At 53.9% G+C, this 13,040-nt stretch carries 18 protein-coding genes; 8 read left to right on the top strand and 10 right to left on the bottom strand.

Going from position 1 to position 13,040, the window contains the following annotated elements; genetic code table 11:
• Positions 1-28 precede the first annotated feature (28 nt).
• A complete protein-coding gene (locus J3364_RS14485) occupies positions 29-925 on the bottom strand; it encodes a LysR family transcriptional regulator (RefSeq protein ID WP_349559029.1) in 897 nt (298 codons plus the stop codon).
• 191 nt (positions 926-1,116) lie between these two features.
• Here J3364_RS14485 and J3364_RS14480 point away from each other — a divergent pair, with 191 nt between their 5' ends.
• The 4 genes from J3364_RS14480 to J3364_RS14465 all read left to right on the top strand — a co-directional run bounded on the left by J3364_RS14480 (position 1,117) and on the right by J3364_RS14465 (position 4,382).
• Positions 1,117-2,340 carry an MFS transporter gene (locus J3364_RS14480; RefSeq protein WP_349559028.1) on the top strand — a complete coding sequence of 408 codons (1,224 nt, stop codon included), beginning with the start codon at positions 1,117-1,119 and terminating at the stop codon, positions 2,338-2,340.
• Positions 2,341-2,370: 30 nt separating this feature from the next.
• Positions 2,371-3,312 (top strand): alpha/beta fold hydrolase, encoded by a 942-nt coding sequence (locus tag J3364_RS14475; RefSeq protein ID WP_349559027.1) that lies wholly within the window; start codon positions 2,371-2,373, stop codon positions 3,310-3,312.
• A 261-nt stretch (positions 3,313-3,573) separates the two neighbouring features.
• Positions 3,574-3,918 carry a PBPRA1643 family SWIM/SEC-C metal-binding motif protein gene (locus tag J3364_RS14470; protein ID WP_349559026.1) on the top strand — a complete coding sequence of 115 codons (345 nt, stop codon included), beginning with the start codon at positions 3,574-3,576 and terminating at the stop codon, positions 3,916-3,918.
• A gap of 29 nt (positions 3,919-3,947) precedes the next feature.
• Positions 3,948-4,382, top strand: a complete 435-nt coding sequence (locus J3364_RS14465; RefSeq protein WP_349559153.1) for a DUF3010 family protein — start codon at positions 3,948-3,950, stop codon at positions 4,380-4,382.
• Positions 4,383-4,466: 84 nt separating this feature from the next.
• Here J3364_RS14465 and J3364_RS14460 read toward each other — a convergent pair whose 3' ends face one another.
• From J3364_RS14460 to J3364_RS14450, 3 genes are all read right to left on the bottom strand, one after another.
• Positions 4,467-4,598, bottom strand: a complete 132-nt coding sequence (locus tag J3364_RS14460; RefSeq protein ID WP_349559152.1) for a DUF4174 domain-containing protein — start codon at positions 4,596-4,598, stop codon at positions 4,467-4,469.
• 108 nt (positions 4,599-4,706) lie between these two features.
• Positions 4,707-5,678: a transcription termination factor Rho gene (rho, locus tag J3364_RS14455; RefSeq protein WP_349559025.1), complete on the bottom strand. Its 972-nt coding sequence runs from the start codon at positions 5,676-5,678 to the stop codon at positions 4,707-4,709.
• Between the two features lie 280 nt (positions 5,679-5,958).
• On the bottom strand, positions 5,959-6,081 hold the full coding sequence (locus J3364_RS14450) for a type II toxin-antitoxin system RelE family toxin (protein ID WP_349559151.1): 123 nt from the start codon (positions 6,079-6,081) through the stop codon (positions 5,959-5,961).
• A 138-nt stretch (positions 6,082-6,219) separates the two neighbouring features.
• Between J3364_RS14450 and J3364_RS14445 the strand changes: the two genes are divergently transcribed.
• Both J3364_RS14445 and J3364_RS14440 read left to right on the top strand, forming a co-directional pair.
• On the top strand, positions 6,220-6,540 hold the full coding sequence (locus J3364_RS14445) for a hypothetical protein (protein WP_349559024.1): 321 nt from the start codon (positions 6,220-6,222) through the stop codon (positions 6,538-6,540).
• Between the two features lies 1 nt (position 6,541).
• Positions 6,542-7,054, top strand: coding sequence for a hypothetical protein (locus J3364_RS14440; protein ID WP_349559023.1), 513 nt, complete (start codon positions 6,542-6,544; stop codon positions 7,052-7,054).
• 125 nt (positions 7,055-7,179) lie between these two features.
• On the opposite strand, the gene J3364_RS14435 is transcribed toward J3364_RS14440, so the two are convergent.
• The 6 genes from J3364_RS14435 to J3364_RS14410 form a co-directional block, all read right to left on the bottom strand.
• Complete coding sequence (locus J3364_RS14435; RefSeq protein ID WP_349559022.1) at positions 7,180-7,560, bottom strand: helix-turn-helix domain-containing protein; 381 nt, start codon at positions 7,558-7,560, stop codon at positions 7,180-7,182.
• Positions 7,557-7,817, bottom strand: coding sequence for a type II toxin-antitoxin system RelE family toxin (locus J3364_RS14430; RefSeq protein WP_349559021.1), 261 nt, complete (start codon positions 7,815-7,817; stop codon positions 7,557-7,559). The genes J3364_RS14435 and J3364_RS14430 overlap by 4 nt, the downstream gene beginning before the upstream one ends.
• Positions 7,818-7,846: 29 nt before the next feature.
• Entirely contained in the window at positions 7,847-8,551 is a 705-nt protein-coding gene (locus tag J3364_RS14425) for a transposase (RefSeq protein WP_349559020.1), read from the bottom strand.
• A gap of 23 nt (positions 8,552-8,574) precedes the next feature.
• On the bottom strand, positions 8,575-9,180 hold the full coding sequence (locus J3364_RS14420; protein ID WP_349559019.1) for a LysE family translocator: 606 nt from the start codon (positions 9,178-9,180) through the stop codon (positions 8,575-8,577).
• A gap of 2 nt (positions 9,181-9,182) precedes the next feature.
• Positions 9,183-9,788, bottom strand: a complete 606-nt coding sequence (locus J3364_RS14415; protein WP_349559018.1) for a hypothetical protein — start codon at positions 9,786-9,788, stop codon at positions 9,183-9,185.
• Positions 9,789-10,049: 261 nt separating this feature from the next.
• Positions 10,050-10,883 carry a transposase gene (locus J3364_RS14410; RefSeq protein WP_349559017.1) on the bottom strand — a complete coding sequence of 278 codons (834 nt, stop codon included), beginning with the start codon at positions 10,881-10,883 and terminating at the stop codon, positions 10,050-10,052.
• Between the two features lie 579 nt (positions 10,884-11,462).
• Here J3364_RS14410 and J3364_RS14405 point away from each other — a divergent pair.
• Together J3364_RS14405 and J3364_RS14400 are read left to right on the top strand one after the other, a co-directional pair.
• On the top strand, positions 11,463-12,590 hold the full coding sequence (locus J3364_RS14405; protein WP_349559016.1) for an NAD/NADP octopine/nopaline dehydrogenase family protein: 1,128 nt from the start codon (positions 11,463-11,465) through the stop codon (positions 12,588-12,590).
• A 24-nt stretch (positions 12,591-12,614) separates the two neighbouring features.
• The gene (locus J3364_RS14400) at positions 12,615-12,917 is read left to right on the top strand and encodes a hypothetical protein (protein WP_349559015.1); all 303 of its coding nucleotides are present in this window, start codon (positions 12,615-12,617) and stop codon (positions 12,915-12,917) included.
• The last annotated feature ends 123 nt before the right edge of the window (positions 12,918-13,040 follow it).

Raw genomic sequence — 13,040 nt, 5'->3', positions numbered from 1 at the left:
ATGATTGGCTTCTTACCAAAAACCGTCTCTACACACCCGGTGGGCGTGTGCCTGCCATCGTTGGCATGACCTCGCGCATCAGGTCGATAAAGGTGCGCAGTCGGGCCGGGTAATAGGCAGCGTAGGGGTACAGCAGATAAATGGGCAGCGGATGCGCACACCACTGTGACTGGATACGGACAAGGCGCCCGGCCTCCAGGTCTTCCTGCACAATCCATGTCGACACGATCGCGACCCCCAAGCCTTCGAGCGCACTCTGGCGCAGGGCATAGAGGCTGTCGGTACTGACCCGGGGTCGGATATTGAGTTGCTGTGAGCGGTCAGCCCGCCGATCGACCAGGGTCACCTCGTTGCGGTAATAGGTGCTCAAGGCGACCCAGGGAAGCCGTTCCAGATCCTGCACCTGTTCTATGGGCGGGGATTGCTCGAGCAATGCAGGCGCCGCAACCACAATACGCGGAACCTCCGCCAGCAGGACCGCGATCACCGACGGGTCCGTCACGCTGCCCACATGGATCGCGCAGTCGATGTTGTCGGCGATAAAATCGGGCGAATGATCGTTCAGCATCCAGTCGATGGACACCCCGGGATAGCGCTGCAGATACCGGCTCAGTGGCCGGATCATCTGATCCTGGCCAAAGGCATGGGGAGCGCGCACCCGCAGGCGCCCCATCGGTTCCTCTCCCGCACCCCGCAGACCGTCTTCCAGCTCGGACCACTGCTCGATCAGCGTTCTCGCGTGGGCATAGCAGCGCTCCCCATCGTCGGTCAGCTTCCGGCCGTGGGTGCTGCGCAGGATCAGCTCGGTTCCCAGCAGTTTCTCCAGGGTCTTCAGGCGGCGGCTGATGGTGGGCTGGGTCGTGCCGAGCTGCCGGGCAGCCGCCGAGAGACTGCCGCTATCGACGATCCGCACGAATGTCTGCATCAGCTCTATACGGTCTATTGTCAGGCTATTCAGTTGGCTCATACGCCATGTGTATAACAGTCTTTCCCGTCAGCCGTCTACCGGCCAGACAGCGCATCGGTGACACTTCACCTCACCCGAACAGCCTCCTGACCGGTGGCACACCAGAACGTCGAACCAACGTTGATCTCTCCTGAGAGGAAACAGGCCGTATGCCCGTCGATAACAGACACACCGACGACACAGAGTCGCAGCCACTCCCATCGCATTATTTTCTGCTGATGGCGCTGATATTCGCCATCAACATGGCGGGCACCACCGTGCCAGCGCCGCTGTATCCGCTCTACCAGGAAGCCTTCGGCTTCAGCAATCTCACCGTCTCGATCATCTTTGCCACCTACGCCGTGGGCGTTCTGGGCGCGCTGGTGACCACCGGCCCCTGGTCGGATCAGGTCGGGCGCCGTCCGGTACTCTTCGCCGGTCTGATCGCGTCCGCCCTGAGCGCCCTGCTGTTCCTGTACCAGGGCTCGCTCCCGACCCTGCTGCTGGCCCGCTTGCTGTCGGGCATCTCTGCGGGCCTGTTCACCGCGACGGCGACCATCGCGGTGATCGAGCTGGCGCCCCTGCAACAACGCGGCCGGGCAACACTGGCCGCCGGCGTCGCCAATATGGGCGGCCTGGGAATGGGGCCTTTGATCTCGGGCCTCCTTTCCCAATATGCGTTCTGGCCGCTTCACCTCCCCTACCTGCTGCACCTGGCCCTGATCCTGGTCGCTGCAGTGCTGCTGTGGCGGCTGCCCGAAACCGTGACACCGCCGCCCCGTTTGCAATTGCGACGCCAGCCCCTGGGATTGCCGCCGGAAGTTCGCCCGCTGTTCTTGCCGGCCGCTGTGGGCTGTTTTGCCGGCTTCGCGGTACTCGGCCTGTTTACCTCGCTGGCCCCGGCAGTCATGGGCCAGGTTCTGGGCATGACCAATCGGGCCGGTATCGGCGTGGTGGTCTTCACCGTCTTTGCCGCTTCCCTCGCCGGCCAGATGGTTCAGCGTCGCATACCGGACTCGATGCGCCTGCCCCTGGCCTGCGTGGCACTGCTCATCGGTGTCGGGCTGCTCGGACTGTCGATTGCCTGCAGCGCCCTGTTGGCACTGATCGCGGCCGCGCTGATTGCCGGTGCCGGCCAGGGCGCCATTTTTGCCGCCAGTATCGCGGCGTTGGCCAGCGCCAGCCCGTCGGGGAAAAAGGCGGAGGTGACCTCGCTGCTGTTCGTGATTGCCTACGTTGCCATCTCGGTACCGATCGTCAGCCTCGGGCTTGCCGTCGAGGCATTTGGATTGCGGGACGCCGGCATCGCCTTTACGGCGGCCATCATGGTGTTGATTGCCTTCGCCCTGCTCGCCTTATGGCGTCTTCGACGCCGGGCCCCCTCCCCCGTTTGATGCACCTTTCCAGACCAGAGGCTTTTACCCATGACTGAACAGATTCAGCAAAACGCGCACGCCACAGCCCCCTTGCCTGCGTTTGACCCCGGTTCTTTCTGGAACCGCTTCAGCCGCAATTACGCCGTTCTGGGTGATATCCGTTTGCACTATGTCGAAGGCGGGGCGGGCACCCCCATCCTGCTGATCCCCGGCTGGCCGCAGAGCTGGTACACCTGGCGCCACGTCATGGAACGGCTGGCGACAAGCGGCCACCGGGTGATTGCCATCGACCCGCGGGGAATCGGCGACTCGGACAAACCACTCGGCGGCTATGACCTGGCGACGGTCGCCCGCGACCTGCACCGGTTTGCCCGGCACCTGGGACTGACCGACAACAGCGCCCTGAATGTGGCCGGACACGATATCGGCGCCTGGATCGCCTACGCCTGGGCCGCCGACTGGCCGGACGATATCCGCCGACTGGCGCTCTACGATGCAGCCCTGCCCGGCATCAGCCCGGCCGGCCCCGGCGGCATTCCCGATGAGACCACCAACGTGCGCACCTGGCACTTCGGCTTCAACCGGCTGGACGACCTCCCGGAATTGTTGATCCGTGGGCGCGAGCGGCCCTATCTGGACTGGCTGTTCAGAACCAAGACACGCAACCCCGCCGCCATCACCCCGGCGGACCTGGATGAATACACCCGCCTATTCAGCGCGCCGGGCGCCATGCGGGCCGCGTTTGCCTATTACCGCACGCTGTTCAATGCCGGGGGACTCGAACAGAACCGACAGCGCGCCGACAAGAAACTGGCCATGCCGGTCATGGCCTGGGGTGCAGACGGCGGAGTCGGAAACCGGCTCTACACCACGATGCGGGATATCGCCGACCGGGTTGAGGGCGGCGTGATCAAGCAGTGCGGGCACTTCCCGCCGGAGGAGGCCCCCGATACGGTCGCCGACCAACTGGCAGGTTTTTTCGGGAATTGACGGCTGACAGTCACACGCCTCATAAGCCCTTCCAAATGGAGGGGCTTTTGTCTGGCCTTGATACGGAGTCAATCACTCAGCCCGGGGTCGGATCACAATCCGGCGACATGCACAATCGATGAACGTGAAAGCGGGGCTGGTTCAATCTGCCCCCTTCCGTTGTCTCCGGAAATGACATCTGCCTATATCGCCGTTCCCGCAAGCGTGCTAAAAGACTCCTCCCGGCAATAGCTCGGGTATTCTCCTCACCAGGATGTCGCGATGTCAGATAAATTTTTCTACAAGGGTCGGCAGGACGCTCGCCAGCACCACACCGCTTACGGCGGCTTTCAGACCAACGCCAGCCAAAAAAGTGGCAGCAGGAAGTATCCGCTAACGCTGGTCGTGACCAGTGAAGCGCGCAAGCAGGAAGTTGAGGCACAGGTGGCCAGGGCGAAGCTGCACGCGACTATTTCGGTTGATACCCGCGAGGGCGCCGTTGAATCCCTCAACGAGCTCACCGCTATCCTGAACAAAGGCGGGACCGTCACCACAGCAAAATCACCCTCCCGCAACGACGTTTGCACCTGCGGTAGTGGTATCAAATTCAAGAAGTGCTGTGGCTGAGAACAGTCTGGGCACAGAGGGCGATGGTTATGATTGTTTGCGGGGTTGAGCTGACGGGCAGCGATGCGGTGGTGTGTTTGCTGAACATGGATAAGGGGCAGTTCAACCTGCCGGAGTGCAAGGTCCGCAAACTGTCCCTACCGAAAAACCACAGCCGTGACGATCTGAAGCGGTTCCAGGCGGCGTTTGCGGAATTAATGGCCGAGTACGGGGTCACCCGTGTCGCGATCAAAGAGCGGATGCCAAAAGGCAAGTTTGCCGGTGGTGCCATCAGTTTTAAAATGGAAGCGGCCATTCAACTGATCACCGGTATTGAGTTGACGGTGTCCCTGCTGCCCCCGGCTCTGATCAAGTCCACCCTGGCATCCAACCCGCTGCCCATTGCATTTGCCGACACGGGCCTGAAGGCGTTTCAGGAAACGGCTTTTATTGCTGCCTATGTGGGGCAGCTGCAAGGTCGTTGAGCCGGCCAGAGGGTACTCAGAAAATCGATGGGTACCGGCTCTCTATGCCGGTGGAGCATTGAATTCGATGGTCGTTCCGCCGCTTTAATCGCTGGTGCGCATCTCGCGAATGCGCATTGGCATGGCGTCAATACGGCGGAAAACAGCGTCAAGATCGAGACTGGACTCCCGGCTTTTGATACCGCCGTCTTTGCCGATCAACAGGACCCTAAATATGCGCTCTAAACCCTTTTTATTCTGACCCCATTAATTGAAGGCTGAGAACCTCAGGATAGCTCATGGATTCAAGGCAAGACCGTGTGATGGCCGGCGATCACCAAATCATCACCCTGGCCCGGGGATGTTTTTCAGAAGCTCGGCATTTGTGGGGTATTTCTCAAGCAGTTCAACCAGCTTTTTTGTGCCCTCGAGCGGTTTGAGACCGCCAAGCGCCCGGCGCAATGCTCTTATCTTGTCGAAATCTTTTGGATCCAACAGCAGCTCTTCACGACGCGTACTGCTTTTCGAAATATCCAGCGCGGGAAAGATTCGCTGATTCGCAACGTCTCTCGATAAAACCAGCTCCATGTTCCCCGTGCCCTTAAATTCCTCAAAGATAACCTGGTCCATACGGCTGCCGGTATCCACCAAAACGGTTGCCAAAATGGTCAGCGAGCCGCCATTCTCAATGTTTCGTGCAGCGCCAAACAACCTCCGCGGGATCTCCATCGCTCTAGCATCCACCCCGCCAGACATAGTACGACCGCTGCTCTTTCGCTCCGCATTATGCACACGCGAAAGCCTCGTGAGAGAGTCAATCACAATCATAACGTTGTGACCCTCGCCCGCTTGTTTGCGGGCGATATCAAGAAGTTCATCGGCAACGCGAACGTGATGAGCATAGCTTTCATCCGAAGAGGAAGCATGTACCTCAGCCGGGACACTACGCCTGAAATCAGTGACCTCTTCGGGCCGCTCATCGATCAATAACGCGTAAAGTTTAATCTCGGGATACGCCTTTCCCACCGCCTGGCAAACATGTTTTAAAACCGTCGATTTTCCTGACCCCGGCGGGGCCACTATCAAACCTCGCTGCCCCATTCCAATCGGCGTGATCAAATCCATCGCGCGCACCGTGAGTTGTTCTGAACCAGACTCCAAGCGAATCCCCGGCGCTGGATTGATAGCCACCGCATTTAAAAAACGTTTTTGTGGATCAGCCTCACGGTCAACCTTAAGCTCAGCTTCGGCTTTCTCAGCCACTGGTTTAGCGTCTTTGTTTCGTTTTCGAGTTAAACCTAATGTCTTTCTCGTCATGATTGTTTAATAGCTCTTGTTGGGTCGGTATTTTTCGAAATGAGCTGATAACGTCAAAAAACAGAAGCCCTAACGGATTTCTGAATAGCATTTTCGACAAAGACAGCCCAAGGCAAAAACCGGTGTACGTCGCAAAGGTCTGCGCTGAGCGATGGGTTGGATGCGTTGTGTGGGATTATTGATCGGGTGTGAGCGAACGAAAATTGGGAACAAGGCCGCACTTGGCAGTATTCAGCTTCCGTACAGTATAGTATCCAAAAAATATATCTGTCCCGGTTTTTCAGTAGATATCTCCCCTTGAGCCGACCTTCAATACCAGAATGACCAGCTCCCCATCATCGATACTGCAGATCGCGCGATAACTGCCAAGCCTCCAATAAATATGCGCTCTGACACCTTTTATTCCTAATTTCCGACATCCAAGTTGGCCAATGACTTACTGCGAAGACCGCGTCGAGCGGTGGCCGCGTTTGTGGCGATATGCTAACTTCACCGGCGTTTTTTATAGGAATATCAACACAGTTGCCAAAAGGAGATTGGCATGAATCACGATGACCGCGAATACATCGCGAAAGCGATTAATTACTTCTGGGGCGATGGCACTGCGGCGCCCCATACGGTCAATCAGAAGGCCGCATCGGTTCTTTATGAAGCGCTACAGGAAGCTCAAAGCTGTTCTGCCGCCATGGATTTGGTACCTCGGCCGGCATCTGGCAAACCGGGCCTTTCATACGTCATCAAACAGGTCGCCAAGATTGGCAAGCGCATCGCTGCTCGGGACACTCAGCTCTACGAAGCTTGTCGAGTGCAAGTCGCTCGAAACTATCGATCCGAAATCAAACTTGCATTAATGGGGCTCTGACATGATTCGATTTCTGCTCACCGCGATATGTGCTCTGGCACTGAATGGCTGCGCAACGACGGGCAGCGCCGATCGTGTCAAAGTGGTCTACTCCGGCCTTAACTTCTATATCCCCACGGGTGTTGTCGCTGTCGGGTCGGTCGGAGGCGAACAGGGCTTCCTCGCTTTCAAGTACAGCACGACGCCCGGCGAACAGTTTGTCGCGTTCTCCGATGAGAGCGGAATTGATAACGGCGGCTGCGGCTATTCCGCGTTTTTTCAGCAAGTGCTCGAATTATCGGACAAAAGCACCTGTGATCAGGACGCTGTTAATAGCTTCCGGATCGTCTTCGACGTTGGCAGCCAATCCGGCGTCTGGCAGGGCGATCAGTATCAGGCGTATTACTTTCCGGGCGACGACCAGAAGTTCTTTGTGTTTCTGGTGTTGGACGACAGCAAGGCGATAAAGATCGACACCGATTTCCTGGACAAGGAGCAGATGCGCGCGATCGTCGCTGAGCAGGTATCGTCCTGAGCAAACGGACACTCGGGGCGGCCCTTATGCTTTGAGGCCTGACGGTTTGTTGTCAGGCTTCAAACAAGTACTGAATCAGATTAATAAACCGTATGTCTTGGCGACCGTCTCAAGACTCGGGCGGGTCAATCTCCCACCAGATCGTCCATATCCACGCGGAGCGTTTCAGCTAACTTTTTGAGCACTTTGGCCGAGCCCGATTTGTTACCCGCTTCGATCTGGCTGATATAGGATTTGCCGACACCGGCAGCTCTCCCCAGGGATTCCTGAGTCAGACCACGATACTCGCGCCAGACCTTCAAAGGGTGCTCGTTGCCGGAGAGCAAGCGGTTGGCAACCTCGGCCGGGATTGCTTCATCCTCACCGCTGGCCAATTCGCGCATGGCTTCCCGGGCATCCGCCGCATCCTGTGCCTCTTCCGCCAAAGCCAGCAAAGTCAGGTACTCGTCATAGGGCAGCACGGCGTATTCCGGCTTTCCCTCGCGCTCAATGATTTGCGCACTCATTTGTAGACATCTCCCCTTGAGCCGACCTTCAGTACCAGAATGACCAACTCCCCATCATCGATACTGCAGATCGCGCGATAACTGCCAAGCCTCAATCGCCAGTAGGGCTCGCCCTTCATTGGCTTCCAATCGCCCTGGTAACCATAAGGATCCTGTGCGATCGAACCCAATGTTTGCTGAAGCTTTTTTGCTTGTGGTTGCGGCATCTTCCGTAACGCCTTCAATACCGACTTTTTGTAGGTCAGTTTGTACACCATACAAGTTTACTTTCCGTGTTTACTATTGGTCAACTCTCGTAAGTAGGCCGCCCGATCCTTGGCCGCCCGGCACTCGCGTAACCGACTTTCCGCCCCAAAGTCGCCTCAACCTGCTCCTTGAATCGACTGCTCCCAAGCACGTGACTAGCGGAGAGACACTCGGCAATGGCTTTGCGATCCTGATCCGGCAAGCTGAATCGAAACAGATCGTGGTAAGCCGCCTGCCTGGCCTCCAGGTCGCGGGACAATCTCGTATAGATCGAGTGCTCTGTGACCAGCGGATCCGGCTCGCCCAACGCGTTACGGCGAAAGCTGCTCCAGCGGTACTGCTCGGGCCGCTCGACCATGCAGGCCGTGACTGGATTCAGCTCGACGTAGCGGTAACAACTGAGCAGATAATTTTCCGCATCCACCAGACTACCCTTGTGCCGCCCTTCCCAGAGCGTGCCTGATCGGCGATAAGTGCGATTGATGTAGCGAACGTACAAGCTCCCCACATGCTGCATCAGTCGGGAGAGGCTGTCGGGCTGGTGGGGCGTGAATAGCAGATGAACGTGGTTGGTCATCAGGCAATAGGCATGGAGTTCGGCGCCATACCGTTTCATGCCTTCGGCAAGCAGGTGTTGGTAGTAGCGAAAATCCTCATCCGCAAAGAAACAGGCATCCCGATTGTGCCCACGCTGGACAACATGCACGGGAACGCCGGGGAGATACATCCGTGTCTTCCGAGGCATTGCAGCGTCCGTATTTTGGCCGCTCACCCAAAGATCACTACGCCACCCAGCAAAAAAAAGATAACTGAAACAGCAAGCCGCCCGTGCTGCTGGTAACCTGCCCCCCCAATGATATGTTTCTTCATCGAGGAGGACACTAGCACGATTATTACATCGCCCAGTGACATAATCAGATTAGCCAGTGTTCCAACGACAAACAGCGTTAAAACTGGCTGGGGCGTCGCTTGGGGAAGAAACTGCGGGATGAACGCAAGATAAAATAACGAGCTCTTGGGGTTCAAAATCTCGACAAGAGAGCTCTCCTTAAAAGATGATGGCTGGATGGCTTCAAAGCTACCCGGCCCCTGCGCCCTAACTTGGACGAGTTTACGGAAACCTAGGTAGATAAAATAGGCCCCACCAGCATAACGCAGGTAATCGAAGAGCACCGGACTGGCAAGCAGGAAACTAGCCGCGCCCGTAGCTGCAATCAGCACATGCACCTGAGACCCACAAAAGATCCCCGTCACTACGCGAAACCCCGCAGCTCGCCCCTCCGACATAGTCCGCGAGACCGTGTACAGCATCGCCGGTCCTGGGACAAAAGCAAAAACCAGACAGGAGGAAAAAAACAGCACGTAATTATCCATTGCTATAGCTCATCGCCAACGACTATACCTAGATTTCTGCTGTAGCGCCGGATTTCATCCCTGACAGAAGCAATGTCCTCCTTGCAAAGTTCTGGCATCATCGCTTTAATGTAGTCATTTATTGCTATATCTCTATCAAATATATCTTTACCCTCATAGTAGGATGATATTTCATCTAATACTTTTTCTTCGGAAATCTCAACTCCCAGCATTTCTGCTTCCCGTTTTGCGCAATCAGGATTAGTTAAGTACTCATAATCTTTAGACCCCGGTTCAGGCGATAGTAGCTCCACATCAACACTTACAATAACATCCCGCCCCAGCTCCAATATCCTCTTATACTCCCACAAATTCTCATCCAGCAACTCTCTATTCATTCCCAAATGACCTAAAACAAACCCCGCCTTGATTTTCACACCAAACTTTCTCGCATTATCGATTGCGCTCAAGTTGGCCATATACATGCTTTCGGTAGATGCAATGAGGTTCTTCTTTTTCAGAGGTTTTTTGAGTGCCCGCAGAGACTTCATAGCACCGGCATCAATCCCTACAAAAAGAATCTTGAAACCTAGACTAGCCATGGCCTCCATGACATTACGTTTTTGCATACCATCCGCTCTCGCATACCCAACCAGCATTGGGCGCTTATGAGATGGTAAATCCAACCACCACTCAGGCTTGAATCTATCCATATCAAGGAGTAAGCGAGCAAAAGTTAACGGTAGCTCGTCTGCTGTTATATATAGGTATTCATACCCATTCTCATAGGCTACCCTTATCGCCTCCCAGGCTTGCTCATGGCTAAGGTAGTTTCTCCACACGAGGAATGCCGGGGTCAGGTCTTGTGTTTTGCCTCCGGAATGCCGGGGTCAGGTCTTGTGTTTTGCCTCCCGGATAATTCGGCTGACGCGCGAATAGTGAAGCCCAAAGAAATCGCCTATTTCTTTCAGCCTGTATCCGCCACTCGCATACGCTAAACAGATGGCTTCGTTTCGGGACGACGCAGAGTCCACATAGAACTGTAGTGGTTTGGCCAGGGGGCGGCGCTGACTCGTGGGAATTTCACTGAGACGTTCAGCCCCCTCAATTCGCCTCTGCATGTCATCAACGAATTGATCGCTCCCGAGATAGACCTGGTTTTTTAACCTTTCCCATGGAGATGGTTGGTTCTTGCCGTCAGCGACAAACTGCTCGTAGCTTTCTACTGCTCTGTCCCGCCGTTCACCAAAAGCAGCCAGAATCCAATCAGTATCCAGTGCCTTTAAATCCCCTTCGTAACCCGCCGTTGCACGGTAACTGCTCCAGGGCCATTCCAAAGCCGATCGAACCATCGCCGCTCGAACAGGATTCAGCACGATGTAGCGGCACAGCTCCAATAGGTATGAGTCCTTCTCAACGAGAATCGCTTTATAGCGCCCCTGAAACACATGCCCGACACGGCCATGGTGCCGATTGAAAACTTGCGTGTAGACGCCGTTCAGTTGGCGCATGCCTTTCGATAAATTGCCTTCCGGCGTTTCGATCAACAGGTGGTAGTGATTGCCCATCAGACAGTAAGCGTGGCATGCCCAGTTGAAGGTCTCGCAGACCTCATCGAGGATCGACAACCAGGCGCGGCGGTCGTCGTCGGATTCGTAAATCATCTCCCGACGGTTTCCGCGAGACGTCACGTGATACAGCGCGCCGGCAAATTCCAGTCGCAACGGCCTGGCCGTTCCTTGGCTCCTTCCGTGGTTCTAATAGAGGCGGGATAGACTGCGGTGATCGGATCAAAATGGCAAGGCGGGGCAAAACGCAAGACCTGACCCCGCGCACTGCTCGTTTACCCATCTGCACCAGTTCGTGCCGGGGGTTGAGGATGTCTTCGAGGTAGGTTTCCAGCAGATCTCGCTGTGGTGCCTGGCGCTTATCCCGTGGGATCATGGGGCTTTCTTCCGGTTTTTGGACGAAACGGGGAGATTTATGATGGATATTATACCCCGAAGTCAGGCCAACTCATTGCCTTTGTTCAGGTTTTTACTTTTGCAGGGGCGACTAATTACCTTCGGTGAGTTCATTGAGAAACGTCGCCTTCCTCCTCATCAACGTGCACTGATAACACTAAATCCAGTTCTGCTCCTAAACCCATACACAAATCCTTGGAATTATTTAATCATTAAAATAAATAAAAACCTCACATTCTTGCATTTCCCTCAACATCTTTCGACAAATTCTCGATTCAAATAACAGCAACATCAAGTTACTAATAAAGTTAAACGTAACCTCTACTTGGAGTTTGCTAAGTGAAAAATATAACTATTGTCGGCGGCGGTAATCAGGCGCATGCATTAATAGGAGTTCTTTCCGGAAAAGACTATTCAGTCTCAATGCTAACTAGAAAGGCACCGGAGATTACAAAAACCATGCATCGGCATAATGGAATCAATATCTATCACGCCGACAAGAATGTAACTCAACATGCGAAACCGATTAATGTAGCTAGTAACGCATCCGAACTCATACCCAATTCGGATATCATTATTATTACAAACCCAGCAAATGATCGAGCTCGTGTCCTTAAAGAAATAGCACCATATATTTCTAAAACCAAAACCGTTTTGGTGGGAGCTATCCCAGGATGGGGTGGTTTTCATTGGTTGGCGGAAAATAAGCTAAATCATGCCAAAGGTGCAATCATATGGGCCCTTAAGGACACGCCTGTAATGGCATCACACCTTGAGCCAGGGAAAAAAGTAACCCAACTGGGAAAGAAGGAAATACTATATTATGCCGTAAACAAACCAGATGAAGAAAAGAAAAAGCTCGTACGCTCTGAGCTCGAGAATATATTTGAAGAAAAATCAATTTATTGCGATGACTTTATAGAGTTTTCTCTGTGTGCAGGCAATCCTATTGAACACCTTCCTATAATTTATGGAAAAATTGGCCCCTATTCTCAATGGGATGGAAAACCGTTCAAAACTCAACCGTTCTTTTACGAAAATATCAGTGAGCTTGAGGCCTACTTTGTAAAAAAAGCCGACGAAGAGCAACAGTCACTAGTTAACAAAATACGAGAAGAGCATGGTATAACGCTATCGCACGCGATTCCGCTTAAAGACGACATCATCAAACTATACGGAGACCAGATAGAAAACACCTCCACCTTATATCAAACGATCAGAACTAACGCCGCATATAAAAGTATAAAAATCCCGATGAAAGCTACAGATGGCGGCTATCAATTCGATCTTAATCACAGAATATTTTCTGAAGATATCCCATATGGCTTGGATATATTTATAGAGATCGGAAAAAGATTGGGACTAGAAACACCATTCCTAATCGAACTACGGACTTGGCTTTCATCGATAGGCGCATCGTATACAGAAAGCGCGGTTGACTACATACCAAAGGATGCATTTATTTAAGTCCGCAGAAAGGAATCGCGAACGATGATACATCTTCCTCCCAAAACCGACAGTGTAACTTTATATAAAAGCCATATAAAAGAGCTTGCAAATAAGATACAAGCGCCTTTTCATGCCATTCTCCCGCACAAAATGAAAGAAAATGTAAGTCAGATAAGAAAGGCCTTGGAAGCCAATCATTCGATAGACTATAAGCTGCTTTATGCAATGAAAGTTAATCGATCGACAGCGCTACTGAGAACGGCAGTGCAACAGGGACTAGGAATTGACGTGTCTTCAGAGCACGAATTTAAGGCCGCATTAGCAGAAGGAGCAAACGCTAAGTAGTCGCCCCTGCAAAAGTAAAAACCTGAACAAAGGCAATGAGTTGGCCTGACTTCGGGGTATAATATCCATCATAAATCTCCCCGTTTCGTCCAAAAACCGGAAGAAAGCCCCATGATCCCACGG

The sequence above is a fragment of the Marinobacter sp. NFXS9 genome, from assembly GCF_040148665.1.
GTDB classification, from domain to species: Bacteria; Pseudomonadota; Gammaproteobacteria; order Pseudomonadales; family Oleiphilaceae; genus Marinobacter_A; species Marinobacter_A mangrovi.
Note: the sequence above shows the minus strand (reverse complement) of the source record. Positions and strands in the feature narration are given on the sequence as shown.